This is a genomic window from Leifsonia virtsii, assembly GCF_030433675.1.
Lineage (GTDB): Bacteria > Actinomycetota > Actinomycetes > Actinomycetales > Microbacteriaceae > Leifsonia > Leifsonia virtsii.
Window position 1 is genome coordinate 457,771 of record NZ_JAROCB010000002.1, and the last position, 25,058, is coordinate 482,828.

The following is a 25,058-nucleotide window of genomic DNA, read 5'->3' on the forward strand; positions in this document are numbered from 1 at the left end:
TGAGGGGTTGTGGGGTGCGATTGCGGGACGGGGGCGCATCAGTACGCCCCCACGGGATGTGTCAGCACCTTGAGGGTGCGCCACATGATGACGAGGTCGCCGGTGAGCGACCAGTTCTCCACGTAGTAGAGGTCGAGCCGGACGCTCTCCTCCCAGGAGAGGTCGGACCGCCCGTTCACCTGCCACATGCCGGTGAGCCCCGGCTTGATGTAGAGCCGGCGATGGACGTGGTTCTCGTAGCCCTCGACCTCCGAGGGCAGCGGCGGGCGCGGGCCGACGAGGCTCATGTCGCCGAGGAAGACGTTGACCAGCTGCGGGAGCTCGTCGAGCGAGAACTTGCGCAGGTAGTGGCCGACACGGGTGACGCGCGGGTCGTGCTTCAGCTTGAACAGCAGCCCTTGGCCCTCGTTGGCGGACCGCAGCTCGGCGAGCCGTGCCTCCGCATCCACGACCATGGACCGGAACTTGAACATCTTGAAGCGCTCGCCGTTGCGGCCGACGCGCTCCTGCGCGAAGATGACCGGCCCGTCGTCGTCGAGCTTGATGGCGACGGCGATCGCGAGGAAGAGGGGGGAGAGGAGCAGGAGCGCGAGACCGGAGGCGAAGAAGTCGAAGGCGCGCTTCAGCACGTGCTTGCCGCCCTCGAACTGCGGGATCTCCACGTGGATGAGCGGCAGTCCCTCGACGGGACGGAAGTGGATGCGCGGGCCCGCGACGTCGGTCAGCGGCGACGCGAGCACCAGCTCGGTCGCCGTGCCCTCCAGCTTCCACGCCAGGCGGCGGACGAAGTCGCCGCTGCTGAGGGCGCGGCCGGCCACGATCACCGTGTCCGCACCCAGCCGCGCCGCAGCGTCCGCGACCCCCGACAGGTCGGAGACGATCGGTACCTCGCGCTCGGGGCTGGCGATCCGGCGCCGCAGTTCGGCGTCCTTCTTCGCGCCCTTGCGCTTTCCTGTGTCGAGAGCGGCACCCACGACGTTGTAGGCCGCCCCCGACTTCTGGTGGATCTGCCGGACGACGTAGTCGACGTCGTCGAAACGGCCCACGACGAGCGCGCGGGAGAGGTAGTGGTCGAAGGTGCGCTGGCGGATCAGCCAGTGCCGCCACAGCCAGCGCGAGAACAGCACGCCGGCCATCCCGACGGGCAGCGCGACGATGAAGTAGCCGCGGGCGATGTCGACCTTCGCGACGAGGAACAGGATGGCGAGCAGGCCGAAGGTGGTGGCGGTCGCCGACACCACGCGGCGGTACTCCGAGACGCCGAGCCCGACGACCCGCGGGTCGCGGGTGTGGTAGACGGACAGCGTGAAGAGCCAGGTGGCCGCGATGATCAGCGAGAGGTAGAGGTAGTCGACGTGGAAGCCGGCGCTCGGAGCGGCGGCGTCGTCGAAGCCGAACCGCACGAAGACGGCGCCGATGGTCGCGGCGAGGATGATGATCGTGTCGGTGGCCAGCAGACGGTACCGGTAGAGACGCGCCCAGCTCTGCTCGGAGCTGATGCTCCGCAGGGCGGTGGGGGCGACCGGCGCGTGGAGCCGTGGGCGGACGACGGTCATGCGCGGGTCCGTCCGAAGGAAGCGGTCGCCGTGGACGCGGTGGGGACCGCGACCGGGGAGCCGACGGCGGCTTGGGGGAAACCGTGGTCTCGAACGGCTTCACCGCCGCCGACTCCGCTCGAGAGGCGGCCCCCGTGGCTCCGTCCGCGCCGAACGCCCCCTGGTCGGTTGGGGTTGAGTGCGGGAAGCGCTCGGCGCGGCGGAGTCGGGTACACGGGGGTCACCTACGGGTCGGGTTGGTGCTGCTTTCGGGTGGTGCGGATCGGTGAGTTCGATTCCCGTAAAGTGATTGTTCCTCACCAATTCACAAAAGTGAGAATACATCGATTTCACAGCTTCGCGTCACCCGCATTTGGGGGTGAAAATTCCTCAACTTCGCTCGAGTCGCACGTTGTGGCGGCTATTCGGGCCGGAAAGCGAGCACGACGTGCAACTCGGCCGGGGCCGGAGTCGGTGGTCGCGCCTATGGTGGGAGCATGTGCGGCAGGTTCGCGATGGACGACAGGGTCAACGCAGAGATCACGGAGTTCGTGGAGGCGACAGGACGCCGGCCCGAGGAGTGGACGGCGGACTGGGAGGCCGACTACAACATCGCGCCGACCGACGACATCCCGGTGCTGATCGACTCGGCCAAGACGCGCGAGCTGCGCTTCGAGCGCGCGCACTGGTCGCTGGTGCCGTCGTGGTCCGACACGCTGAAGCCGAAGTTCCCGACCTTCAACGCGCGCGCCGAGGACATCGCCGAGAAGTCAACCTGGCGAAAGCCCGTGCAGTCGCACCGGGCGATCGTGCTCGCGCGCGGCTACTACGAGTGGCAGGGGCCCAAGGGCAGCAAGACGCCGTACTTCATCCGCTACCCGGACGGGCAGCTCATGGGGTTCGCCGGGCTGTACTCGTGGTGGCGCGACAAGTCCAAGGCCGAGGACGACCCCGACCGCTGGGTGCTCACGGCCACGATCCTCACGTCCGACGCGGTGCAGACGCTCGCGGACATCCACGACCGCAACCCGGTCATCCTGCCCGAGGAGCTGTGGCAGCACTGGATCGACCCGTCCATCGTCGGCGACCAGGCGCTCGTCGACGAGGCCGTGCGGGCGGGCGTCGCCGAAGCGGAGACGCTGCGGTTCGACCAGGTGCGGCCGTTCAAGACCAGCGACGACGGGCCGGAGCTCATACAGCCGGTCGCGTGAGCTCGACGATGACGCTGCGGTGCGTCTCGATCCGGCGGCCGGTCTCGGTGAAGCCCAGCGCGCGCAGGGAGGCCAGGCCGTACTCGTCCGGCGCGGCGCCGGGCAGGCCCTGCGCGTCCAGCTCGATCAGCCACACCCGCGTGACATCGTCGAAGCGGCCGAGCTCGGACGCGCGCTTCACCGAGTAGGCCTGATCGGGCCACCAGGTGTTGCGGTAGTACGGGATCCGGAGGGTGACGTCGCGCACGCCGGCGAACCCGGCCGGGTAGGTGCGCATCGCGAGTCGCGGGCGCTGTGAGGGCTTCGCCGACTCGTCGAACACGACCGCGTCGCCCCGGCGCGCGTTCGCGCCCATCGCAGCACTGACCTCCGCCCAGTCGCTGTCGTTCTTGGCGTAGGGGCCGCGCTGCAGCACGTAGACGGGCGCGCACAGCGCGGCGAACACGATGGTCGCGCCCGCGGTGGCGGCGACCGTGCGGCGTGGGTCGCCGCCGATCATCCGGCCGAGCACGAGGATGCCCTCCGCGACGAGAAGCGCGGCGGCGGGCGCCGCGAAGGTCGAGTAGCGGCCGGTGTACATGGGATAGACGATGTTGACCACGAGCATCAGGCCGGTCGGCAGGAACAGCCAGGCGGCCGCCACGAGCCGCGTCGACGGAGCGCGCGGTCCGGGCATCGGCGGCAGGGTTCCGCGGCGGCGCCACGCCCTCCAGGCCGGCCACAGCCCGAGGGCCACCAGTGCCCAGGCGGGGACGGCGACCCACGGCATCCCGAACCAGAGGAAGTAGTACCAGATGGACGGGTCGTCGGGCGACGAGCTGAGGTAGGCGATCTGGCTGCGCTCCAGGTAGGCGAGCACGGCCAGCGGGAGGAGCGAGACCATCACCGCGGCCGCCGACACGGCCCAGGCGCGCAGGGAGCGCCGGGACGCCCTGCTCGCCAAGAGGATCACCCCGTGCGCGACAAGCAGGGTCACGGTGTAGAGGAAGAGGTAGGAGGTCACGGCCATCCCGGCCGCGTACAGCAGCCACGCCAGCCGCCGCGGTCCCGCCGGCAGCGACCGGCCGCGGCCGTCGATCAGCCAGAGCAGCAGGAGGGTGAGCCACGCCGCTGCCGCCGCGGTGAACGCGTACGACCGGGCCTCCTCGCCGGCGTAGGTGAGCCGGGGGAGCACGCACGCGACGACCCCGGCGACGATGGCCGCGCGGGCTCCGCCGCGGCGGCCCGCGATGAGCGTGACCGCTGCGACCGCGGCCCCGACGGCGACGGCGCTCGGCAGGCGCAGCGCGAAGGGGCTGTCGCCGGCGAGACGGATCCAGCCGTGCATGAAGAGGTAGTAGACCCCGTGGACGGCGTCCACGTGCATCAGCATCCCGAACAGGCTGCCGACCGAGCGCTTGGCCGACAGCAGGGTCGCCGCCTCGTCGCCCCAGAGGGACGGGAGCCAGCTGAAGGCGGCGCAGAGGATGGTCGCCGCGAGGCCGGCGATGAGCGCGATCGTCCAGGGCCGCACCGCGCGGAGCGGCCGGCCCGCCCGGAGGTCCGGTTCGACGAGGACGGTCATACACTCAACTTCTACGCGTCGGGCGCGAACACCGTCGAGCTAAGCAGAGAACCCTGGGCGACCCGTGGGTGAGCACTGCTGGAACTCACACCTACCGCGACTCATCCGCTTCCCCCTTTCACCGGACCCCGGGTCACCCGGCATGGCGCCGAGGACCCGGGATCCGCCCCACACACGCCAGGAACACGGCCCCGAGAGACCGTCACATCCAGCGTGCTTGGTTCAACGGTAGCGACGCGCACCTGCGCGCGGCAGAGGCTGACGCGTGCGGCGCCCGGTGGTATGAGCCGGCCTCAGACCTCGCCGCGGCGTGCTCCCGCCCACAGGTCGACGCCTGCATCGACGGCGTGCTCGTCGATCGCGGCGAGCTCCTCCGCTGAGAACTCCGTGTTTGCGAGCGCGGCGACGTTCTGCTCCAGCTGCTCGACACTGCTCGCCCCGATCACCAGCGACGTCACGCGCTCGTCGCGCAGCGCCCAGGCGAGGGCGAGCTGCGCGAGCGTCTGGCCGCGTTTCTCGGCGATGTCGTTCAGTGCCCGCAGGCGGGCGATCGCCTCGTCTGTCAGCCACTCGGCGTCGAACGACGTGCCCGCGCTTGCGCGGGACCCCTCCGGGATGCCGTTCAGGTACTTGCCGGTGAGCATGCCCTGGGCCAGGGCGGTGAAGCCGATCACGCCGACGCCCAGCTCGCCGACGGCGTCGAGCAGGCCCTCGGTCTCGATCCAGCGGTTGAGCATCGAGTACGACGGCTGGTGGATGAGCAGCGGCGTGCCGAGGTCGCGCAGGATCTCGGCGGCCCGCCGCGTCTCCTCCGCCCCGTACGAGGAGATGCCGACATAGAGGGCCTTGCCCGAGCGCACCGCGGTGTCGAGCGCCTGCATCGTCTCCTCCAGCGGAGTCGAGGGGTCGGGCCGGTGCGAGTAGAAGATGTCGACGTAGTCCAGCCCGAGGCGCGTCAGCGACTGGTCGAGGCTCGCCAGCATGTACTTGCGGCCGCCGCCGCCCTGGCCGTAGGGGCCGGGCCACATGTCCCACCCCGCCTTGCTCGACACCACGATCTCGTCACGGTACGGTCGCAGGTCTTCCGCCAGGATGCGGCCGAAGTTGGTCTCGGCCGACCCGTACGGCGGCCCGTAGTTGTTGGCCAGGTCGAAGTGCGTGATGCCGAGGTCGAACGCGCGCCGGACGATCGCGCGCTGCGTCTCGAACGGGCGGTCGTCGCCGAAGTTGTGCCACAGCCCGAGCGACAGCGCGGGCAGGTCGAGACCGCTGCGGCCGGTGCGGCGATACGTCATGTCGTCATAGCGGGACGGATCTGCGGTGAATGGCATGCCTCCACCCTCCCCGGTCATGCGCGGGAAGTCCAACAACCCGTGCCGATCTGTGCAATCGCTCGCGCTGCTCGATCCTGTGGACGGAAGCCTGTCAACCTCTGGTCGCGCATGGGTAACGGGCGGTGGCTGGGCGCATGACCGACGAACTGACCCCGAGCGACGACCCTTCGGCGAACGCCGCTCCGCACGGCGCGCCCGCGCCCTCCGACACGCCCGTCCACGACCAGCCGACCGCGGCGGGCCAGGCTCCGGCGGGTGGCGCACTCGACGGCACACCTGAGTTGCCGGCGGACGAGGAGAACGCGGACACCCTGCAGACCGATCCGCTCGCGGACGAGGAGCAGCCGTGACCGACGGCCCGAGCACCACCCGGCAGCGCGACGAGACCAAGGTCACGGAGCAGCCGGCGCTCACCACCTCCACCGGACGGGAGTGGCTGATCCTCGGAGCGCTGCTGGCCGCCGTCAGCCTGGCGGTCCTCCTGCCGCTGAGCGGGATGCGCGTCGACCTGCCCGCTGCGGGCGCGGGTGTCGTGCTCCTGCTCCTGATCGGGATGGGCGTCGCCCGCGCCGCGATCCCTCGCCGCCGCGCGCGGCTGATCACGCTCGCCGTGCTGTTCGGGCTCATGGCGCTCGTCTCGCTCGCCACCGTCCTCATCGCCGCGACGGCGGCCTTGGGCTGATCGTGCTGCCGGTCCGCACCCTGGAGACGCCGACGGCGGCCGCGCTCGGGAGCGCGACCGCCGTGCGATCAGTGAGCCGCCTGCGTCAGGTGCGGCTCGCCCCGCGGCGGAGCCAGCCGACGATGGCGGTGATGACGAAGAAGACCAAGCCGAGGATGGCCAGCCAGAGCAGACCCTTGATGGCGAAGCCCAGGATCGCGAGCACCGCCCAGATGATGAGCAGGACAATGATGAGAGCTAACATGCGTCCATCAGACCCCCGTTCGCCCCGGCGGTCAACGGTTCTCCCGGCCCCTTGCGCGCAGCGCCGGGAACCGCTAGCGAGCCCTGCGGCCGCCGTGCCGTCAGCAGCCGACGTGACCGCGCAGCGACAGGCCGTCGCCGAGCAGGCCCGCGTCGGTCAGCGCCTTCGAGATGTGGTTCATCAGGATGCCGGCGAGCATCACCTGCTCGCTCTCACCCCGGTCCTTCTCGATCTTCTCCTCGTCGGCGCTCAGCTCGTCCAGCGAGACGGGCTCCGACTGCCAGTCGTGCCGGGTGAGCAGGGCTCGCGCCTTCACGACCCGAGGGTCCGCCGTGCCGTCGGTCGTGGTGGCGAGGTCGACGGCGACCTGGACGCATCCGGTCGCCCTGCTGCCGTCGCTGAGAGTGAAGGGACGCTCCACCGTCAGGTCGTACCGTTGCGCGGTCGCCGCGGGGTCCGGCGTCGCCGCGGCGACCACCGTGCTCGGCGGCGGAGTCGCCTGGATCGCCTGGCCTGCGCACCCGCTCAGCAGCATCGCCGCCGCGACGCTCACAACCGCCGTCGTCCCCCGGACCCGTCCACGCATCCGCGTCCCCCCGTCATCCGGGTTCAGCATAGCCAGGGACTGGCCGCAGATCGGCGGTGCCCCGCTCCGGGGGCACTCGAATTGGGGCGCGCCGTGCGCGCGCCCGCGGCCCTACCGTAGGCGCATGTTCCGGTCCCCCCGAGAGCCGCGGCCCGTCCGCGGAGCAGCGGGCCGGCGGCGGCCCGACCCCGCCGTCGGCCCTCTGCTCGCGGGTGCCATGGCGGGCGGGATCCGCGACATCTACGGGCACACCGTGACCTTCGTGCCGGAGGACCTGGAGTACGTGGAGCGTCTGTTCACCGACCTGGACGCCGGCGACGGTTTCGTGGGCGACGAGTTCACACTGCAGAGCATCGGCTGCCTCATCGGCGAGATCCTGGTGCGCACCGACGGGGGACGCTGGAGCCTCGCCTCCCGTCGCACAGCGGTCCGCGATCACGCGGAGCTCGAGGTGGTCCTCCCGAACGGCCGGGCGGTGAACCCGATCCGTGCCGCCTACGACCGAGCCGGGCGGCACGGTGAGTCGGTCATCCGGTTCCGGGAGCTCGCGCTGGCGTCCTGAACGCCGGCGGGTCCACTCGCTCGCGTCAGCCGCGGCGCGGGATGCCCGGCGGCAGCGGAGGCACGAGCCTCCGCGCCACGATGGCCTCGGCCACGGCGGTGAGACCCTCCTGGTTGCGGCGGGCGTGGTCGCGCATGACGGCGAACGCGTCGTCGATGGTGATGCGGTGCAGCTGAGCGACGACGCCCTTCGCCTGCTCGATCACGATCCGGCTGTTCAGCGCGGTCTGCAGCTGCTCGCGGATGGTCTCGCTCTCGTGCAGCGTGCGCTGGTGCAGGATACCGATGGTGGCGACGTCCGCGAACGCCTGCGCCGCGACCAGATCGGTCTCGGGCAGCTCGCCGGGGGAGTCGCGCAGCAGGTTGAGGGTCCCGATCGTGGTCTCGCGCAGCCGCAGCGGGATGGCGAGGATGGCCGCGAAGCCCTCTTCGATCGCCTTGTCGCGGAACAGGCTCCAGCGCTCCGGCGTCAGGCCGAGGTCGGGCAGCGACACCATCTTGCCGGTGGTGAAGCTCTCGATGCAGGGGCCGGAGTACGCGCTGATCTGGAAGATCTCGACCAGGCGGCTCGCCTCGCTCGTCGATGCCATCAGGTCCAGCTCGCCCGCCTCGTCGGCGAGCAGCACACCGGAGGCGGTCACGTTGAGTAGGTCGCGGCAGGTGTCCACCAGCCGCTGCATCAGGTCGACGACGTCGTAGCCGGCCACCAGCGTGTCGGCCAGGCCGGCGAACGCCCGCAGGAGCTCGACTTCGCGCGTGTCGGTCATCGCGTCCGCCCCTCCCCGGTCGTGTCGGCCGAGAAGTCGAGGGCGCCGTCGACGACGTCGCGGGAGACCTCCATCATCGACCGCCCGGTGGCGAAGGCGTGGCCCTGGATCACCAGTCGCGCGTCCTCGGCGCTGATGTCGAGCTGCGCGAGCACCATCCCGCTGGCCTGGTGGATGGGCCGCCGCGAGAACGGGCTCTCCGGCTCCTCGGGGTCCGCGACGGCGGCGCGGACCAGGGCGCGGCGTAGCACCAGCCGGCCGACGAGGTCGGCGAGGGAGGCCGCCTGCCGGGTCTGAACGCGGTCCAGGGTCATCGGCCGGCGCGAGTACATGTCGACGGCGCCCACCTGCAGGGAGCCGACGAGCATGGGGAAGGCGAACGACGAGCCCACGCCGTCGGCCGCCGCCGCCTCGCTGAACACCGGCCAGGTGGAGCGGGGATGCGCGGCCAGGTCGGGCTCGATCACGGGACGCGCGGTCCTCAACGCGTCCCAGCACGGTCCGATGCCGAGGTCGAACTGCAGCTCGTCGAGCCGTGCGGCCAGCGGGTCGCTGGCGTACAGAGTCTCGGACCCGAGGAGGTCGCCCAGAGTGGAGATCGCGGTGCCGCTCACCGGGAACAGGTCGACGAACAGCCGGCCGAGATCGCGGTCCGATGGCGCGTCGCGCGGAGTTCGCGGACCGCCTGCGTGAAGCGCTCGTCGTCGTCGGACATCACCTCCATTATGGCCGCCTCTGTCTCGAACGTTCATCACGCACTGTCCCCCTGCGTCGAGGCGTTTTCAACCGGGTCGCCGCCGTCAGCGCTGCAGCGTCTCCCGCGGGTTCTCGCCGTAGCGGTCGCGGTAGGCCGCCGAGAAGCGCGCGACGTGCACGAAGCCCCACCGGTGGGCGATCTCGCGGACCGTGTCCCCGTCCGACGGGTCGGCCGCCACCAGGTCCGCGCGGGCCGCCTCCAGCCGGAGCAGCCGCAGCTGCTGGGTGGGTGTGCGGCCGAGCAGGCGCTGGAAGGCGTCCTGGAGGCCGCGCGGCGAGAGCCGGGCCGCGTCCGCGACGTCGGCGAGCGAGAACGGCTCGCTCAGGTGCTCCTCCATGTACGCGATCGCACGGCGGATCGTCGCCGGCAGCGCGCGGGCGCCGTCGGTCGGCTGCTCGAGGCCGAGCGTCGAGTTCGGGAACGCGGTCAGGAGGGTACCGATCAGGTGGCGCGTCGCGGCCTCCCAGACCAGGTCGTTGTGCAGCAGGTCGCCGTGAGCGGCGATGTCCTCCCGCACGTGCCGTTCGACCGAGCGCCAGAGCCGCTCGTGAGCGGGGCTGAGCGGCCGGAGCGACGAGAAGGCGACCTCGGCCCCCGCGGCCCCGAGGTGGTCGCGGGCGAACGCGTCGATGGCTGTGCGCTCGATGCGGACCTCCCGGGAGCGATGAGACGCCTCCCAGCGGGCCCGGATGTCGACCGGGGGGAGCAGGACGACGCCCGCGGAGTCGAGCTCCTCTCCGGCGACGGTGAGCGCGACGCGGCCCTCGTAGACGTCGCCGATGGAGAAGAAACTGTTCCCGTCCGTCCGCGCGTGCGCGCTCCCCGTCCAGTCGGTGCGGGCGAGCGCGACGGTCTTGTCGCCGCTCTCGGCGACCGACACCGCGAACCCGTCGGGGTCGTCGGTGCCGAGTTCGAGGTTCTGGTAGGTGCGGCCCAGGCGCTCCTCGGCGTCCTCGGGATGGGTCGCGGCCCACGCGAGGCTGTACTGCATGTCCTTCCCCCTTGACGGCGTGCACGGTCTTGCGTCGCCGGGGTCTGGGGTGACGAGGTCGATGGTAGCCCGGCGGGGAGGCGCGTAAAGCCCGGGAGACCGATGAACGCAGCCCAGTTGTACCAGCCGCGGCCTGAGCGGCCTTCCGCCGCGGGATTGGTATGTTGTCTGCTGTGAAGACCCCCACGATCACCACGCGCGTCTCCCGCGAGCTGGGCATGGCCATCAACCACGGCATCTACCAGCCGGGCACCAAACTTCCGGGTGAGCGGCTGCTGGCCGAGAGCCTGCACGTCAGCCGCAGCACCGTGCGGATGGCGCTGGAGGATCTGGAACGCCAGGGCCGGGTGGCCCGCTCGCCGCAGCGCGGCTGGTTCGTGCCGAGCCCGACCGTCGGCGAGCCGCCGAGCACGCTGGAGAGCTTCACCGAGATGGCCCGCCACCGCGGGCACACGCCCACCGCGCAGGTGCTGGAGAAGACCGTGCGGTCGGCGACGCTCGACGAGGCCAGTCAGCTCGGCATCGCCCCGGGGGCCGAGGTGCTCGGACTGGTCCGGCTGCGCGGCATGAACTCCACGCCGATCTGCGTGGACCGGAACGTCATCCCGCTCGCCGTCGCCAAGCCGCTGGTGGAGGTCGACCTCACCGACGCCTCGCTCTACGAGAGTCTGCAGAACCACTGCGGCGTGCGCATCTTCCGCAGCGCCTACAGCGTGCAGGCCGAGGCGGCCAGTGCCGAGATCACCGGGCTGCTGCGCATCCAGCCGGGGAGCCCGGTGCTGGTCGGGCGCGAGATCGCCTACGACCGCACCGGGGCCCCTGTGCTGCTCGGGCTGAACACCTACCGCGGCGACGCCTACCGCTTCCACGCGGACCTGTACCGCGCGGAGTAGCGCCGCTCCCGGTCAGCGCCGCTCCCGGTCAGCGCAGCGGGGGCAGGATGTCCTTCTGCAGCTCGAGCAGCTCGTCCACCATCGCGACGGCCCGGTTGTGGTTGTCGACGACCGGGTCGAGCAGCACGGCCTGCAACAGCTTGGCCTTCGACTGCTCCGCGTACGCCTCGACGAGGAGCTTGTGGATGCTGCCCTGCAGGCGCACCATCGCGAACACGGCCTCCGGCAGCGGCTCCACCGGGACCGGCACCAGCCGGCCGTCCTGGACCGTGGCGGCGACCTCCACCACCATGTCGTCCGGGAGGTCGGGGATGGCGCCCCGGTTGGGCACGTTGACGGCGGGGAGGTCGCGCTCGACGCCGCACGCGACCCACTCGATGATCGGGATGGCGAGCTCCTCCGAGGGGACGAGCGGCCGGTCCGTCAGGGCGTCCTGCAGCGACTTCTGCGCGTGCGTCGCCGGCTGGTACGGGCGGTCGGTGTCCGCGAAGCGGATCTCGTAGTACCACTCCGGCGTCTCCGCGCCCTCGCGCCAGGGCGAGCCGTCGGCGGGGTCGTGGAAGTACTGCAGCTGCGCCGGGACGTAGTCGTCGGCCCAGGAGAGGTACTCGCCGATGTGGTTGGCGCTCGGGGAGGGCCACAGCCCGAAGCGTCGGAACAGGATGCGCGACAGACCCACCTCGTGCCAGTCCGACACCCAGTTGGCGGCGTGCTCGCGCTCGCGCAGCACCGGGTAGAGGTCTTCGCCGGTCGCCCGGTCGCGGATGCGCTGGAACCAGGTGAAGTGGTTGATGCCCGCCGCCGCGAGGTCCAGCTCGTCGAGCGGACGCTCGAGCAGCGCCGACACCTGCCGGGCCCCCTGGAAGTAGCCGTGGCAGAGTCCGACCACCTTCACGTCGGTGAGGCGTGTGATCGCCTCGCAGACCTTGTGCTCGGGGTTCGAGAAGTTGATGAACAGGGCGTCGGGCGCGAGCCGCTCGATCGCGCGCGCGATCTCGAGCAGCGGGCCGAACTGCCGCAGCGCGTGGAACAGGCCGCCGGGGCCTCCGTTCTCGCCGTAGACCTGGCGGAAGCCGTACTTCCGCGGCACCGCGAAGTCCTGCGACCAGTAGTGGTAGCGGTTCACCTCGATGGCGGTCAACACGAAGTCGGCGCCGGTCACGGCCTGCTCGAGGTCGGTGGTGGAGGAGACCGTCGCGGCGTGGCCGAGCTGCCCGATGACCGAGCGCGCGTACTCCTCCATCTCGGCGAGGGGGCCGGCCGCGATGTCCATGAGCACGATGTCGAGGCCCGTGGCGGCGATCGGCTTGCTGAGGAGGAGGTCGCGGATGATGGTGCCGGCGAACTCGCGGCTTCCCGCGCCGATGAGGGTGACTTTCATGGGGTGGATGTCTCCGATCGTGATGGTGATGGTCAGTGCGCGCCGACGGCGAGGCCGCGCGCAAGCGCGACGGCGCCGTCGACGGGCGGCCGGTCGAGGATGCTGAGGGGGAGGCCGGGGCGGAGGTGCGCCAGCGACGAGCGGAAGGCCTCCTGGAGGCGGGGCTGACGTTCGATCACCGAGCCGCCGGCGACGACGGACTCGGCATGGATGCCGCGCCGGATCAGCCGGTCGACCAGCCGGGCGAGGTGGGCGCCGGCGTCGTGGATGACGGCCGCGGCGAGGGCGGAGCCGTCGTCCGCCGCGGCGAACACCTCCGGCGCCCGGCCGCCCAGCGCCTCGGCCGAACCCGCCTCGGTGACGGCGAGGGCGAGCTCGTCGGTGTCGTCCGCCGCGAAGGCCGCGAGCAGCCGGGTGCCGAGCGCATCGAGGGGCTCGCCGCGGTCGCGACCGTTCAGCACGGCGCGGGTCGCCTCCCGGACCAGGCCCGCGGCGCTTCCCTCGTCGCCGAGCATCCACCCCCATCCTCCCGCGGTCACCAGAGCGCCGCCGGCGTCTCGCGCGGTGGCGATGGACCCGGTGCCGACGACGACGCCGATGGCATGCGCGGCGCCCATGGCGGGCGGGATGAGCTCGGAGTCGTTGACGACGAGCACGGGGCCGTCGAGGTGGCGCCGCAGCGCCCGCTCCAGGTCGTGGCACTGTTCGGTGTTCTCGCAGCCGTGGGCGCCGATCGCGACGGCGGCGCCGCGGATCCCCGGCCCGAAGGCGTCGACGAGCAGGCGGCTGAGCCCCCGGGCGTCGGCCTCGGGGTCGCCGAGCCCGGTGCGCCAGCCGGCCGACGGGACGACGAGCTCGCTGCGAGCGGAGGCGTCGGCCGCGTCGCCGGAGACGACCACGATGTGGGTCTTGGTCCCGCCGATGTCGATGCCTGCCGACCGCGTCATTCGCTCCGCCTCGTGTGTTCGGGCCGTCGGCTGCTCCGGCGACGCGTTCACGCTAGTCAACCGGAGCCCAGTTATGCCAGTTGCGGAGCAATTAACAACCAGATTGCGCACTGGTCCGCTTGCTTCAGCGACCCAGCCGGGCGCGAGATCGCGGATTTTCGCGTACCAGTTGGCGAAATGGTTGTTAATTCGTCCCCAAGTGGACTCACTGGGCTGTTTAAGCATAGCGTTGGGGCCGCGTCGCACCGCGGCGTGAACACACGGCACGGGTTAAGGGAGACTCGAATGAAGAAGCGTCACATCGTCGGAGCGGTCGCTCTGGCGGCCGGACTGGCCCTCGGCCTGTCGGCGTGCGCACCGGGTGGATCGACGGCGGCGGACGCATCGTCCCGGCCCGTCTCCAAAGACGTTTCCGGCAAGGACGTGACCCTCAAGATCCTCGACTTCTGGCAGAACGACGAGGGCAAGTGGATGGACTCCGTCGTCAAGGAGTTCGAGAAGAAGCACCCGAACATCACCATCAAGCGCACGACGCAGGACTGGGGCCAGGTCAACAACACCGTCGGCCTTCGCCTTGCGGACCCGAACGGGCCAGACATCGCGCTGGTCAACAACGGCTGGTCGGCCATGGGCACCCTCGCCAAGGGCGGCCGCATCCTGAACCTCGACGCCTACTCGAAGCTGTACGGCTGGGACAAGGAGTTCCCCGACACCATCGCGCGCCAGACCGAGTTCACCCCGGACGGCAAGGAGATGGGCACCGGCTCGCTGTTCGCCACGCCGGCCGCGCGGTCGTCGCTGATCGGCCTGTATTACAACAAGACCGTGCTCGACAAGCTGGGCCTGCCCGTGCCGAAGACGCTCGCCGACTTCGAGAAGGACGCGGCGGCGGTCAAGGCGGCCGGCCAGGTGCCGATCGCGTACGGCTCGCAGGACAAGGGGTCGTCGACCTCCATCCTGTTCGCGCTGCAGAACCTGTACGCCTCCGCCGACAAGATCGGCGACTTCGTCTACTCCAACGGCACCGTCCCCATCACCGACACCGGCATCGTGCAGGCGGCGACCGATGTGAAGAAGTGGGCGGACGAGGGCTGGTTCACCCCGAACTACGCCGGCATCCAGTACGCCGACGCGCAGAACGAGTTCCTCACCGGCAAGGCCGCCTTCCGCTTCGAGTACACCGGGTCGCTGGCGTTCTCGGAGGCGCAGAACCAGGAGTTCGGCTACGTGCAGCTGCCGCAGGTCGATGGGGGGAAGGTCGTCGGCACCGGCGCCTCCGCCGCCAACCTGGCCATCTCGTCCAAGTCGAAGAACCCGGACGCCGCCGCCGCCTTCCTCGACTTCATGGCGGGCAAGGCGTCCGCGCAGTCGGCGGTCGACCACGGCTTCCTCCCGCTGCTTCACTCCGACCTCACCATCCCGTCCGGCAACGCGGAGCTCGGGACCGAGATCGCGGCCCAGCAGTCGCTCGACAAGAGCAACGGCTACACGCCCTACTTCGACTGGTCGACGCCGACGATGCTCGACACCATCGGCGGCCAGCTGCAGCAGCTGTACGCCGGCCAGGTGACGCCGAAGCAGCTCGCCGACGCCGGCCAGCAGGACTACGACGCCTTCCAGGCGAAGCGGACGAAGGGCTGAAGCCGATGTCCTCCTCTCAACTGGTGCAGCGGCCGGAGGCCTCGGCCGCTGCACCGGCGGCGCGCGGCCGGGCGACCCGGTCCCGTGCGCGGGCGCTGTCGCCGCGGGCGCGTAAGCGCCGCTGGCTCGGCCTCGCGTTCGCCGCCCCCGCCCTGCTGTTCTACGGGTTCGTCGTGCTCGTGCCGATCCTGCAGAGCGTCAACTACTCCTTCTACAGCTGGGACGGCGTGAGTGCCGCGCAGTGGGTGGGACTCGGCAACTACGTGTCGTTCTTCACCGATCCGGCTCTGCTGGAGTCGCTCGGTCACGTGCTGGTGCTGGTCGTCTTCTTCGCGCTCATCCCGATCGCGCTCGGCCTGCTGTCGGCCGCCCTGCTCGGCCGCGGGAAGATGACCGGGAGCGGCGTCTACCGCTGGCTGCTGTTCCTGCCGCAGGTGCTCACGAGCGTCGTCGTCGCGGTGATCTGGAAGCGCATCTACGGACCGGACGGGCCGCTCAACTCGGCGCTGCGCGCCGTCGGCCTCGGCGACCTGGCCAAGAACTGGCTCGGCGACTTCACCTGGGCACTCCCGGCGCTGGGCGTCATCGGCACCTGGACGGCGATGGGCCTGTGCATGGTCCTCTTCGTCGCCGGTGTCGCCGCGGTGCCGAACGAGCTGTTCGAGCAGGCCCGCATCGACGGCGCCGGCCCGATCCGCGAGTTCTTCTCCATCACGCTGCCGAGCCTCAAGGGCCAGGTGGCGGTCGCACTCACGCTGACCGTCACAGGGGCGCTGCGGGCGTTCGACCTGGTCTGGGTCACGACCCAGGGCGGCCCGGGCAGCTCCACCACGACCCCCGCGCTGCTGCTCTACCGCAAGGCGTTCCTGAACCCGGACGTCGGGATGGCCGCCGCGATCGGCATCATCCTGGCGATCGTCTGCCTGGTGGTCGCCGTCGTCATCACCCGACTCTCCGAGGAGAAGAACGCATGATCTCCCGCGCCGAGCGCGTGCTGAACCACTCCGTGCTGATCCTGGTCTCGATCTTCGTCCTCTTCCCCGTGGTGTGGTTCCTCTTCACCGCGCTGAGCCCTGCCCGCAGTGGACAGCTCGACCTCCTGCACCCGCAGTGGAGCAACTTCGCGACGGCCTGGAACGCCGGCGCCTTCGGGCCCGCGATGCTCGCGTCGGCCGTCATCACGGTCGGCGCGGTCGCCGGCCAGGTCGTCCTCGCCGTGCTCTCCGGCTACGCCTTCGGGGTGCTCGGGGTGGCGGGGCAGCGCGTGCTGTTCCCGCTCATCCTGTTCGGCCTGATGATCTCGGCCGAGGTGTTCATCATCCCGCTGTACTACACGTTCCAGGCCATGGGCCTGACGAACTCCTGGCTGGGCCTCATCATGATCCAGATCGGGATGGGCGTGCCCTTCGGGGCGTTCTGGATGCGGGCGACCTTCCGCGCGGTCCCGCCGTCCCTGATCGAGGCGGCCGAGATGGACGGCGCGCGGTCGTGGCGCATCCTCTGGCAGGTGCTGCTCCCGATCTCCCGGCCGGCCGTGCTGACGCTCGCGCTGCTGTCCTTCATGTGGACGTGGAACGACTTCTTCCTGTCGCTGGTCTTCATCGCCGACCCGGCGATCCAGCCCGCGACGCTGGCGCTCGGCGTCTTCCAGGGCAAGAACACGCTCGACGTGAACCTGCTCGCGGCCGGTTCGCTCATCGTCGCCGTGCCGGTGCTCCTGCTCTACGCGTTCTTCCAGCGCCACTTCATCAGCGGCGTGCTCAACGGCGCGATCAAGGAGTGAACGGGCACGACCCGTCCCTCCTGCCGGCCCCTCATCCCAGACAAGGAGTCCCGATGCGCATCGCGCCTGAAATCCTCGACACCCCGGACGACGTCGGCCGTGCGGCCGCCGTGCAGATCGCCGACGCGATCGAGGCGGCCTCCGCTGCGGGCCGGAGGTTCGTCCTCGGCTGTCCGAGCGGCCGCAGCCCGCAGACCACGTACGAGCAGCTCGCCGCGATCGTGGCGGAGCGCGGGCTCGACCTCAGCCGGGTGGTCGTCGCGCTGATGGACGAGTACGTGGAGCAGACCGCCGACGGCTTCCGTCCGGTCGACCCGGCGCTGCCGCACAGCTGCGTCGGCTTCGGGCGGCGCGACATCCTGGACCGGCTGAACGCCGTGGCCTTTCCCGGGCACCGCATCCCGGAGGAGAACCTGTGGGCGCCGGACCCGCGCGCGGCAGACGGCGACTACGACCGTGCGCTCGAGGAGGCCGGAGGGATCGACCTGTTCCTGCTCGCCTCCGGCGCGTCCGACGGCCACGTCGCGCTGAACCCCGTCGGCGCCGCGGCCGACACGGTGACGCGGGTCGTGACGCTGGGCGACGACACCCGGCGCGACAACCTCGGCACCTTCCCGAGCCTGCGAAGCCTCGACGAGGCGCCCCGCTACGGCGTGACGGTGGGCATCCGCACCATCCGGGAGCTGTCCCGCGCGGTCATCATGGTCGTCACCGGCGAGCACAAGCAGTCGACCGTGCGCCGGCTCGCGGCCGCCGAGGCGTACGAGCCGGACTGGCCCGCGACCATCTTCACCCAGTGCTCGTCCCCCCGCTTCCTGGTGGACCGCGCCGCCGCCGGCCTGCTGCAGACCGCGCTGTGAGCGGGCAGCCGGCCGTGCCGCCGTTCGACGTCGAGGCGACCCTCGCGGCGTTGACGCTGGAGGAGAAGGCGTCGCTGCTCTCCGGCGTCGACGACTGGTTCACGCAGGCGATCGACCGGCCGGGGCTCGCCGCCCCCGTCCCGGCGGTCGAGGTGGGCGACGGCCCGCACGGCCTGCGCAAGGAGACCGGGGTCGACATGGTCTGGGTGCCGGCCACCGGGTTCCCGACGGCCTCCGCGATGGGCGCGTCCTGGGACCGCGACCTGATGCGCCGGGTCGGCGCGGCCATCGGCGAGGAGGCCCGCGCGGAGGGCGTGCAGGTCGTGCTCGGTCCCGGCGTCAACATGAAGCGCTCGCCGCTGTGCGGACGGAACTTCGAGTACTTCTCCGAGGACCCGCTGCACTCGGGCGAGCTCGGCGCCGCGTACGTCCAGGGCGTCCAGTCGACCGGCGTCGGCACCTCGCTCAAGCACTTCGCCGCGAACAACCAGGAGATCGAGCGCACCCGCATCTCGGTCGTCGCCGACGAGCGGACGCTGCGCGAGACCTACCTCTCCGCGTTCGAGCGCGTGGTCGCGAAGGCCGATCCGTGGACGGTGATGTGCTCCTACAACCGGCTGCTCGGCGTCCATGCGTCGCAGAACCGCTGGCTGCTGACCGAGGTGCTGCGGGAGGACTGGGGCTTCCGCGGCGCGGTGGTCTCCGACTGGAACGCGGTGCACGACCGGGTCGCGGCGCTGCGCGCCGGTCTCGACCTGGAGATGCCAGGCGAGGAGGGCCGCACGGACGCGGAGGTCGTCGCCGCGGTGCGCGCCGGGCTGCTCGACGAGTCCGTGGTCGACGACGCGGCCCGCCGGGTGCTGACCCTCGTCGCCCGCGCCTACCCGGGCCCGGACCTGGTCGACGGACCGGTGATGGCGCTCGGTCATCAGGCGGGCGACCGGCTGACCGCCGAGCAGCTGCGGCTGCTGCGCGCCGACGATCACCACGCGCTCGCCCGGGAGGCCGCCGCGGCCTGCATCACGCTGCTGCGCAACGAGCCGGTGGCAGGACGGGGTGCGCCGGCACTGCCGCTGGCCGAGACGGACGGCGGCGCGATCGCCGTGATCGGTGCGTTCGCCGAGCGCGCCCGCATCCAGGGCGGCGGCTCCTCCGGCGTGGACCCGACGCGGGTCGATGCGCCTCTCTACGCCCTCCGGGCCATCGCAGGCGAGCGCATCGCGTATGCGCCCGGCTATGTCTACGCCACACGGAACGCGTACCAGGACGACAACCTCGCCATCCTCGCCGCGCACGGGATCGGGCACGACGAGTCCCGTCCGAACGTCGCCCGCCGCTCCGCCACCCTGGCGAAGGAGCTGCAGCTCGCCGAGGCGGTGCAGCGCGCCGGACGCGGGCCGCTCTCGCCCGTCGCCGAGCGGCTGATCGACGAGGCCGCGCACCTCGCCGAGAGCGCGGAGACCATCGTGGTCTTCGCCGGCCTCCCGCTCTCGTACGAGCAGGAGGCGAACGACCGGGACTCCCTCGACCTCCCCGCCGACCAGGTCGCGCTGCTCGCGCGCCTCGCCGACGTGCGGGACCGCACCGGCGCCTCCCTGATCGTGGTGCTGTCCAACGGCTCCCCGGTCGCGATGGACCCGTGGCACGACCGCGTGGACGCGATCGTGGAGGCGTGGCTCGGCGGCCAAGGGCTCGGGCATGCCGTGGCCGACGTGCTGTTCGGCCGCACGAATCCCTCGGGCCGGACCGCGGAGACCTTCCCGCTCGCCGTCGAGGACACCCCCGGGTTTCCGAACTGGATCGGCGAGCGCGGGACCGTGCTCTACGGCGAGGGCGTCTTCATCGGGTACCGCTGGTACGACGCGCTGCGGCGCGGCGTGCGCTACCCGTTCGGCCACGGCCTGTCGTACACCTCCTTCTCCTACCGGGACCTGGCGGTGGAGGTGGTGGATGCGGACGCTGGGACCGTCGCCGTCTCCGCCGTCGTGCGCAACGACGGCGACCGCGCCGGCGCCGAGGTCGTGCAACTGTACGTCGGCGACCCGGACGCCGAGGTGCACCGTCCCGTGCGCGAGCTGCGCGGCTTCGAGAAGGTGCGCCTCGCGCCGGGGGAGGAGGCACGCGTCTCCTTCACGTTGGAGAACCGCGACTTCGCCTACTGGGACACGGCGGCGCTGCGGCCCGACGGGCGCACGGGGCTGTGGCGGCGGGAGGGCGGCGAGTTCCGCATCGAGGTCGGTTCGTCGTCGCGCGACCTGCGCCTGTCGGCCACGATCGAGCTGCCCGACGACCCGGCGATCCCGCCGCTCGTCCCCGACGCGGAGCTGATCGACATCGCGGCGTCGCGGTTCGTCCAGGGCCACGCCGGCTGAGGCTCGCGCGGCCGTGGGCCTTTAGCCCTTCCCGGGCGACGATCGCCGGGCGCACCATGGGTGTGCAGCGAGGCGCTGGTCCGTCTCGGCCCGGGGGGGGGGGGGGGGGGGGGTGACGGACCGGTGGTCGCCCGCGCGACCTGGACCCGCGGTCGAAGCGGGGTGGACGATCGCGCCAGAGGGCGACCGGCTCGTGCCGCAACAGGGGGCTGATGCGGCACGAGCCATCCACCGCTACGGTACGAGCGGGCCGTCACCCGGCGCAGGCGCCACGGGCGCGACCGGTCCCGCCGCATGCTCTGCCATCACCGGCTCCGGCGCGGGCGGCAGGCTCCACGGCCGCAGCCGCCGCAGGTGCAGCAGCTCGGCGCCCAGCCCGAAGAACACCATGGCGAGCCAGACCAGGATGTTCAGCCACGGCACCTGCAGCGCCGCGATCAGGATGATGCCGCCGAGGAACGACGTGAGCACCGGATGCGGCCGCCCACGGAGCACCAGCCGTCCCAGGTAGTAGGAGCTCACGAGGAAGGTGGCGAGCGTCAGCACGATCCAGATCAGCAGCCCGGCCAGCGCCAGCGGCGCCCCGATGATCGTCACGAGCAGGAAGAGCAGCGCGAACGGCACCACGATGGAGGCGACGAAGCCGACCAGCAGCGCCCGCCAGGGCGACGGCATGAGCTCGTCCGTGACGCGATGCAGCCAGCGCGGCACGAGCAGGCCCGCGGCGACCGTGATGAGGCTTAGGGCGATGAGCGCGTACAGCAGCCCGAGCGCCCAGCCCAGCACCACCGCCCACGGCGAGATCTCCACCCGCTGCGCCGGTTGCGGCTCGATGTGGTCCACCGTGCCGGACACGGCGCCGTCGGCGATGCGCGCGGTCTTGCTGCTCGAATAGGTGACGTCCCCGCCGACCGTGCCGTCGATCCGCAGGTCGCCGACGCTCAGCAGCAGGTCGCGGCCGACATCCCCGGAGATCCCTGCCGTGGCCACGGTCGCGACGATGTCCTTCCCGACCCGGCCGTCGCGGGCGACCACGAGGTCGGCGCCGAAGATGGTGGCGCTGCGCGTCACCTCGCCGTTGATGGTCACCGTCTGGGCGGCGAGCCGGAGGTTGCCGTCCACCCTCCCCGTGATCGTGATGGTCTGCGCGGCCGCGATCACGTCGCCCGTGACGTCGCCGCTGATGGTGACGCTCTGCGCGGCGGCGTAGACGTCGCCGTCGACCGTGTCGGAGACGTCGACGGAGGTCCCGCTGTAGAGGTGCGGTCCGGGGCCGTCGTTCACGGCCAGCCGGGCGGTGGCGGCGGTGGCGCCGCCGATGCCGACGGCGACGGCGGCCGCCACGGCGGTCAGCGCGACCAGACGGACGACGCGTGCTCGAACGCTCATGTCATTCCTCGACCTTCGGTTGGGAGGCGGTGGGTTCGGTTCGTGTCGAGTGAATCCGCGGGGCCACTGCCGCGGGGAGGGCAGAAAGTCCCTCGGCGGGATGGAGGTGCCTCGTCACAGCTCCAGCTCGCGGGTCTCGCCCGTGTGGAGGAGTACCGGCTGCCCCTCGACGACGATCCGGACCGGGTCCGCGAACCCGGGCGCCGAGGCGATCCGCAGCAGGTCCTGCGTGATCGTCACCGCCAGCCGGTGCCCGCGGTAGACGATCGTGAACGCGAGGGAGTCGAGTTCCGCGGGCAGCAGCGGGTGGAACCAGAGCATGTCCGCCCGCGCCTCGAGGCCCGCGTAGCACCGGGTCAGCAGGTCGACGGAGCCGGCCATCGCCGCCAGGTGGATGCCCTGCTTCGTCGTCCCGCCCTGGATGTCGGAGAGGTCGCTCTGCAGAGTCCGCTCCAGGAACTCCCACGACCGGCTGCGGTCGCGCCGGGCCTCCAGCCACGAGTGCACCACGTTCGAGAGCGTCGACCCGTACGTCGAGGTGCGCGAGTACCGCTCGACCGTGCGCACGACGGCGTCCGCGTCGAGCGGGTACCCCAGGTGCTTGAGCAGCTCGCGGAGCTCCTCGGCCGAGAACAGGTACAGCAGCATGAGCGAGTCCGGCTGCTTGGAGACCTGGTAGCGGTCGGTGCTGTCACCCTCCGCGTTCAGGATCAGGTCGAGGCGCTGGATGTTCGGGTACCGGCCGCGGTACGCATCCAGATCGAGGGTCGCCAGGCCGTCGTACCCGGCGAACTGCGACAGCGTGCCGTCGGCGTTGAACACGATCCTGAGCCGCTTGGCGATGTGGGACCAGCGCTCGACCTCGCCGGCCGAGAAGGAGAGCGACGCGTACGCGGACGCGTCAGGGCGCACGGACAGGATGCGCGCTGTGTCCACCGCGCGCAGGAGCACCCAGGCGGTCATCACGTTCGTGTACACGTTGTCGGTCAGGCCCGCGCCGGGATGTTCCGGCGGCCCGTCGTGGAACTCGTCGGGCCCCATGACCCCCGCGATCGAGTAGCGTCCGGAGGCCTCGTCCCACTCGGCGAGGGAGGCGAAGTAGCGGGCGATGTCGACGATGAGCTCCGCGCCCTCCTCCGCGAGGTAGTCGGCGTCGCCGGTCAGCTGATAGTACTGCCACACGCTGTAGGCGATGCCGAGGCCGACGTGCCGCTGCAGGTGCGAGTGGTCGGGCATCCACGATCCGGTGAGCGGGTTGAACAGCCGGTCGGGCGTGACGTCCTCCCCGGTCGTCGCGCTCTGCCAGGGGAAGCACGCGCCCGCGTGCCCCGCCTCGGCCGCCGCGACGCGGGCGGCCGGCAGCCTCCGCCGCCGGTAGCCGAGCAGGGCGCGGGTCACGGCGGGCCGGCGGAGCGTGAGCACCGGGTAGACGAAGAGCTCGTCCCAGAAGACGTGGCCGCCGTAGCCGTCGCCGCTGAGACCGCGCGCGGGAACACCGGCGTCGAGGTCGGAGTCCACACCCGCGAGGGTCTGCAGCAGGTGGAACGTGTTCAGGTGGAGGGCGAGGTCGACCTCGCCCTCCGGGCGGATCTCGCAGGCGAAGTCGGTCCACAGCCGTTCCCACGCCTCGGCGTGGTCGTCGAGCAGCCGCGCGAACCGTGGTGCGCGGGCCAGTGTCCCCTGGGCGGCCTCGGCCGCAGAGCGGATGGCGCGGTCGCGGGACGTGCTCACCGACGCGATCTTCTCGACGGCGACGCTCCGGCCGTCCTCGAGGTCGACGGTGAACTCGTGGAAGAGGGCGGGCCCGTCCTGGACGAGCTGCGGCGGTTCCGTCGCCGGGCCGCCGTCGCGGAACACCCGAGTCCGCACCGCCAGCCCGATGTGCACGCCGGAGCCGGGCGTCTCCACCGTGCACAGCAGCGTGTCGGGGGAGACCTCCGACAGCCGGCCGGCGGCGGTGCGGGTGGGGGAGGCGTCGATGCCGGACCGGACGGTGAGCCGGCCGCTCCAGCCGCGCGCGGTGACGGTGGCCTCCACCGCGGCGAGCCGGGGCGCCCCCTGCGACACGATGCGGCGGAACCGGATGACGCTCTCGCGGCCACGCTCGTCGCGCGCGACGACCGTGCGCCGGAGCACTCCCTGGCGCAGGTCCAGGTCCTGCCGGAAGGCGACGACGTCGGCGTCGTCGATGCGGAACCACTCCCCGTCGTCGACGCGGAGGAGGAGTGGCAGCCAGCTGGGAGCGTCGACCAGCCGGTCGTCGGCGTCCGGATCGTCGCCCGAGGTGTCGTACACCCCGGCGAGCGAGGCGCCGGGCCGGTGGATGCCGTCCACCGTCGCCTCCTCGGCGGCGCCGCGCACGGCCTGATAGCCGCTGGACAGTGTGCAGAGGCTCTCCCTCGTGCCCTCCTCGGCGGGGTCGTAGCCGGTGAACTCCAGCACCCAGCTGTCCGGCGCCCCGGTGCGGACGATGCGGGAGGACGCGGTCGCTCCGAGCGCGCCGAGGTCGGCCACCACCGCGTCCGCTCCGGCCCTGCGGAGGGCGGCCGCACGGCGCGGCATCGGGGCGATGCCGACCACGAGACCGAACCCGCCGGCGCGCGCGGCGCGGACGCCGGCCTCCGAGTCCTCCACGAGCAGGGCGTCACCCGCGCGCACGCCGAGCCGCCGGCACGCCTCGAGGAACAGGGCGGGGTCGGGTTTGGATGCCAGCCCCAGCTCCCGGGCCACCTCGCCGTCGACCACCTCGTCGAGGAACGGCCGGAACGGCGTCCGGTCGAGGATCGCCTGGGCGTTGCGGCTCGCCGTCGCCACCGCGATCCGCATCCCGGCCGCCTCGAGCGCCGTGAGGAACGGCACGGCCCCTGCGACCAGCGGGATGCCGTCGGAGCCCCCGAGCAGGTCCTGGAACAGCCGTTGCTTCCTCTCCGCCAGCCGGGCGACCAGCGCCGCAGGAGAGCGCTCGCCGACGACGCCGCGGGAGGCGAGGAAGGTCCGGATGCCGTCCTCCCGGCTCCGCCCGTCCACCCACCGCTCGTAGTCGGCCGGGGCGAACGGTGCCGCGTCCGGCGCGAGCCGGGGCAGCTCCTCCTGGAAGAGCGCCGCCCAGGCGCGCGCGTGCAGGTCGCGGGTGAGCGTGAGCACTCCGTCCAGGTCGAGCACGGCCGCGGTGACGGGCAGGTCGAGGAGGACGTCCATGGTCGCGCCCTCCTCCGCCGTCCCGACGTCAGTGCCCGTGGGCGCCCGATGCCGCGGCGGAGTCGCCGCGGTGCTCGATGTGCGCGTCGGGTCCGGGGAAGACGAGCGTGGTCCGCTCGTCGTCCTCCCACCGCACCTGGTATGGGGGAGCGCCGCCCTCGCCGTGCACCTCCTGGATCAGGCCGACCCGCGCCGGCCCTTCGAGGTGGTTGGAGGCGATGATCAAGAAGTCTCCGACGTGCGCCTGCATGCTGCACCGCCCTTCGCTGCGCGTCCCGTCGTCACGGGTGCAGAGGAAGCGTAGGCGCGCGGGCCGGGAGCAGGGCGGGGCCAAAGTCCCGTCGATCGGCGGTTGTGCTTTA

Annotated in this window: 23 protein-coding genes; 10 read left to right on the plus strand and 13 right to left on the minus strand. The window is 71.7% G+C overall.

Annotation, left to right across the window (positions count from 1 at the left end; translation table 11 throughout):
• Window positions 1-38: 38 nt before the first annotated feature.
• A complete protein-coding gene (locus P5G59_RS08165; RefSeq protein ID WP_301217780.1) occupies window positions 39-1,556 on the minus strand; it encodes a sugar transferase in 1,518 nt (505 codons plus the stop codon).
• A 476-nt stretch (window positions 1,557-2,032) separates the two neighbouring features.
• Here P5G59_RS08165 and P5G59_RS08170 point away from each other — a divergent pair, with 476 nt between their 5' ends.
• A complete protein-coding gene (locus P5G59_RS08170) occupies window positions 2,033-2,746 on the plus strand; it encodes an SOS response-associated peptidase (protein WP_301217783.1) in 714 nt (237 codons plus the stop codon).
• On the opposite strand, the gene P5G59_RS08175 is transcribed toward P5G59_RS08170, so the two are convergent.
• Window positions 2,727-4,310 carry a glycosyltransferase family 39 protein gene (locus P5G59_RS08175; protein ID WP_301217785.1) on the minus strand — a complete coding sequence of 528 codons (1,584 nt, stop codon included), beginning with the start codon at window positions 4,308-4,310 and terminating at the stop codon, window positions 2,727-2,729. The genes P5G59_RS08170 and P5G59_RS08175 overlap by 20 nt on opposite strands.
• A gap of 293 nt (window positions 4,311-4,603) precedes the next feature.
• Window positions 4,604-5,641: an L-glyceraldehyde 3-phosphate reductase gene (mgrA, locus tag P5G59_RS08180; protein ID WP_301217788.1), complete on the minus strand. Its 1,038-nt coding sequence runs from the start codon at window positions 5,639-5,641 to the stop codon at window positions 4,604-4,606.
• Between the two features lie 137 nt (window positions 5,642-5,778).
• Here mgrA and P5G59_RS08185 point away from each other — a divergent pair, with 137 nt between their 5' ends.
• Window positions 5,779-5,994, plus strand: coding sequence for a hypothetical protein (locus tag P5G59_RS08185; protein ID WP_301217790.1), 216 nt, complete (start codon window positions 5,779-5,781; stop codon window positions 5,992-5,994).
• Complete coding sequence (locus P5G59_RS08190) at window positions 5,991-6,326, plus strand: hypothetical protein (protein WP_301217792.1); 336 nt, start codon at window positions 5,991-5,993, stop codon at window positions 6,324-6,326. Before P5G59_RS08185 ends, P5G59_RS08190 begins: the two co-directional genes overlap by 4 nt.
• 85 nt (window positions 6,327-6,411) lie before the next feature.
• Here P5G59_RS08190 and P5G59_RS08195 read toward each other — a convergent pair whose 3' ends face one another.
• Both P5G59_RS08195 and P5G59_RS08200 read right to left on the minus strand, forming a co-directional pair.
• Window positions 6,412-6,570 (minus strand): hypothetical protein, encoded by a 159-nt coding sequence (locus P5G59_RS08195; protein WP_175337981.1) that lies wholly within the window; start codon window positions 6,568-6,570, stop codon window positions 6,412-6,414.
• Window positions 6,571-6,670: 100 nt separating this feature from the next.
• On the minus strand, window positions 6,671-7,123 hold the full coding sequence (locus P5G59_RS08200) for a hypothetical protein (RefSeq protein ID WP_301217795.1): 453 nt from the start codon (window positions 7,121-7,123) through the stop codon (window positions 6,671-6,673).
• A 157-nt stretch (window positions 7,124-7,280) separates the two neighbouring features.
• On the opposite strand from P5G59_RS08200, the gene P5G59_RS08205 reads away from it, so the two are divergent.
• Window positions 7,281-7,718 (plus strand): hypothetical protein, encoded by a 438-nt coding sequence (locus tag P5G59_RS08205; protein ID WP_301217798.1) that lies wholly within the window; start codon window positions 7,281-7,283, stop codon window positions 7,716-7,718.
• Between the two features lie 25 nt (window positions 7,719-7,743).
• Here P5G59_RS08205 and P5G59_RS08210 read toward each other — a convergent pair whose 3' ends face one another.
• From P5G59_RS08210 to P5G59_RS08220, 3 genes are all read right to left on the minus strand, one after another.
• Entirely contained in the window at window positions 7,744-8,484 is a 741-nt protein-coding gene (locus P5G59_RS08210) for a GAF and ANTAR domain-containing protein (RefSeq protein ID WP_301217800.1), read from the minus strand.
• Window positions 8,481-9,098: a GAF and ANTAR domain-containing protein gene (locus P5G59_RS08215; protein ID WP_301217802.1), complete on the minus strand. Its 618-nt coding sequence runs from the start codon at window positions 9,096-9,098 to the stop codon at window positions 8,481-8,483. Before P5G59_RS08215 ends, P5G59_RS08210 begins: the two co-directional genes overlap by 4 nt.
• Window positions 9,099-9,284: 186 nt before the next feature.
• Window positions 9,285-10,232: a helix-turn-helix transcriptional regulator gene (locus P5G59_RS08220; protein ID WP_301217804.1), complete on the minus strand. Its 948-nt coding sequence runs from the start codon at window positions 10,230-10,232 to the stop codon at window positions 9,285-9,287.
• Between the two features lie 173 nt (window positions 10,233-10,405).
• Between P5G59_RS08220 and P5G59_RS08225 the strand changes: the two genes are divergently transcribed.
• Window positions 10,406-11,125: a GntR family transcriptional regulator gene (locus P5G59_RS08225; protein ID WP_301217805.1), complete on the plus strand. Its 720-nt coding sequence runs from the start codon at window positions 10,406-10,408 to the stop codon at window positions 11,123-11,125.
• A 28-nt stretch (window positions 11,126-11,153) separates the two neighbouring features.
• On the opposite strand, the gene P5G59_RS08230 is transcribed toward P5G59_RS08225, so the two are convergent.
• Both P5G59_RS08230 and P5G59_RS08235 read right to left on the minus strand, forming a co-directional pair.
• Window positions 11,154-12,506: a family 4 glycosyl hydrolase gene (locus P5G59_RS08230; RefSeq protein WP_301217807.1), complete on the minus strand. Its 1,353-nt coding sequence runs from the start codon at window positions 12,504-12,506 to the stop codon at window positions 11,154-11,156.
• A gap of 32 nt (window positions 12,507-12,538) precedes the next feature.
• Window positions 12,539-13,453, minus strand: coding sequence for an N-acetylglucosamine kinase (locus tag P5G59_RS08235; protein WP_301217809.1), 915 nt, complete (start codon window positions 13,451-13,453; stop codon window positions 12,539-12,541).
• Between the two features lie 285 nt (window positions 13,454-13,738).
• Here P5G59_RS08235 and P5G59_RS08240 point away from each other — a divergent pair, with 285 nt between their 5' ends.
• From P5G59_RS08240 to P5G59_RS08260, 5 genes are read left to right on the plus strand one after another with little or no spacing between them, the layout of a single operon-like run.
• Window positions 13,739-15,094, plus strand: coding sequence for an ABC transporter substrate-binding protein (locus tag P5G59_RS08240; protein ID WP_301217812.1), 1,356 nt, complete (start codon window positions 13,739-13,741; stop codon window positions 15,092-15,094).
• Window positions 15,095-15,099: 5 nt separating this feature from the next.
• Window positions 15,100-16,068 carry a carbohydrate ABC transporter permease gene (locus tag P5G59_RS08245; RefSeq protein WP_301217815.1) on the plus strand — a complete coding sequence of 323 codons (969 nt, stop codon included), beginning with the start codon at window positions 15,100-15,102 and terminating at the stop codon, window positions 16,066-16,068.
• Window positions 16,065-16,877 (plus strand): carbohydrate ABC transporter permease, encoded by an 813-nt coding sequence (locus P5G59_RS08250; RefSeq protein WP_301217817.1) that lies wholly within the window; start codon window positions 16,065-16,067, stop codon window positions 16,875-16,877. Before P5G59_RS08245 ends, P5G59_RS08250 begins: the two co-directional genes overlap by 4 nt.
• 53 nt (window positions 16,878-16,930) lie before the next feature.
• Window positions 16,931-17,737: a 6-phosphogluconolactonase gene (locus P5G59_RS08255; protein ID WP_301217820.1), complete on the plus strand. Its 807-nt coding sequence runs from the start codon at window positions 16,931-16,933 to the stop codon at window positions 17,735-17,737.
• The gene (locus P5G59_RS08260) at window positions 17,734-20,109 is read left to right on the plus strand and encodes a glycoside hydrolase family 3 C-terminal domain-containing protein (RefSeq protein ID WP_301217822.1); all 2,376 of its coding nucleotides are present in this window, start codon (window positions 17,734-17,736) and stop codon (window positions 20,107-20,109) included. The genes P5G59_RS08255 and P5G59_RS08260 overlap by 4 nt, the downstream gene beginning before the upstream one ends.
• Before the next feature lie 234 nt (window positions 20,110-20,343).
• Here the strand turns inward: P5G59_RS08260 and P5G59_RS08265 are convergent, their stop codons facing one another.
• The 3 genes from P5G59_RS08265 to P5G59_RS08275 form a co-directional block, all read right to left on the minus strand.
• Entirely contained in the window at window positions 20,344-21,498 is a 1,155-nt protein-coding gene (locus tag P5G59_RS08265) for a DUF8173 domain-containing protein (protein WP_301217825.1), read from the minus strand.
• A 114-nt stretch (window positions 21,499-21,612) separates the two neighbouring features.
• Window positions 21,613-24,696, minus strand: a complete 3,084-nt coding sequence (locus tag P5G59_RS08270) for an HAD-IA family hydrolase (protein WP_301217828.1) — start codon at window positions 24,694-24,696, stop codon at window positions 21,613-21,615.
• Window positions 24,697-24,724: 28 nt separating this feature from the next.
• Complete coding sequence (locus P5G59_RS08275; RefSeq protein ID WP_301217831.1) at window positions 24,725-24,946, minus strand: DUF1918 domain-containing protein; 222 nt, start codon at window positions 24,944-24,946, stop codon at window positions 24,725-24,727.
• Window positions 24,947-25,058 lie beyond the last annotated feature (112 nt).

Bases quoted from the DNA above. Each gene is read 5' to 3' on its own strand.
- P5G59_RS08165 (WP_301217780.1), bottom strand. From the start codon at position 1,556: ATGACCGTCGTCCGCCCACGGCTCCACGCGCCGGTCGCCCCCACCGCC.
- P5G59_RS08170 (WP_301217783.1), top strand. From the start codon at position 2,033: ATGTGCGGCAGGTTCGCGATGGACGACAGGGTCAACGCAGAGATCACG.
- P5G59_RS08175 (WP_301217785.1), bottom strand. From the start codon at position 4,310: ATGACCGTCCTCGTCGAACCGGACCTCCGGGCGGGCCGGCCGCTCCGC.
- mgrA (WP_301217788.1), bottom strand. From the start codon at position 5,641: ATGCCATTCACCGCAGATCCGTCCCGCTATGACGACATGACGTATCGC.
- P5G59_RS08185 (WP_301217790.1), top strand. From the start codon at position 5,779: ATGACCGACGAACTGACCCCGAGCGACGACCCTTCGGCGAACGCCGCT.
- P5G59_RS08195 (WP_175337981.1), bottom strand. From the start codon at position 6,570: ATGTTAGCTCTCATCATTGTCCTGCTCATCATCTGGGCGGTGCTCGCG.
- P5G59_RS08205 (WP_301217798.1), top strand. From the start codon at position 7,281: ATGTTCCGGTCCCCCCGAGAGCCGCGGCCCGTCCGCGGAGCAGCGGGC.
- P5G59_RS08210 (WP_301217800.1), bottom strand. From the start codon at position 8,484: ATGACCGACACGCGCGAAGTCGAGCTCCTGCGGGCGTTCGCCGGCCTG.
- P5G59_RS08220 (WP_301217804.1), bottom strand. From the start codon at position 10,232: ATGCAGTACAGCCTCGCGTGGGCCGCGACCCATCCCGAGGACGCCGAG.
- P5G59_RS08230 (WP_301217807.1), bottom strand. From the start codon at position 12,506: ATGAAAGTCACCCTCATCGGCGCGGGAAGCCGCGAGTTCGCCGGCACC.
- P5G59_RS08235 (WP_301217809.1), bottom strand. From the start codon at position 13,453: ATGACGCGGTCGGCAGGCATCGACATCGGCGGGACCAAGACCCACATC.
- P5G59_RS08240 (WP_301217812.1), top strand. From the start codon at position 13,739: ATGAAGAAGCGTCACATCGTCGGAGCGGTCGCTCTGGCGGCCGGACTG.
- P5G59_RS08245 (WP_301217815.1), top strand. From the start codon at position 15,100: ATGTCCTCCTCTCAACTGGTGCAGCGGCCGGAGGCCTCGGCCGCTGCA.
- P5G59_RS08250 (WP_301217817.1), top strand. From the start codon at position 16,065: ATGATCTCCCGCGCCGAGCGCGTGCTGAACCACTCCGTGCTGATCCTG.
- P5G59_RS08255 (WP_301217820.1), top strand. From the start codon at position 16,931: ATGCGCATCGCGCCTGAAATCCTCGACACCCCGGACGACGTCGGCCGT.
- P5G59_RS08265 (WP_301217825.1), bottom strand. From the start codon at position 21,498: ATGAGCGTTCGAGCACGCGTCGTCCGTCTGGTCGCGCTGACCGCCGTG.
- P5G59_RS08270 (WP_301217828.1), bottom strand. From the start codon at position 24,696: ATGGACGTCCTCCTCGACCTGCCCGTCACCGCGGCCGTGCTCGACCTG.
- P5G59_RS08275 (WP_301217831.1), bottom strand. From the start codon at position 24,946: ATGCAGGCGCACGTCGGAGACTTCTTGATCATCGCCTCCAACCACCTC.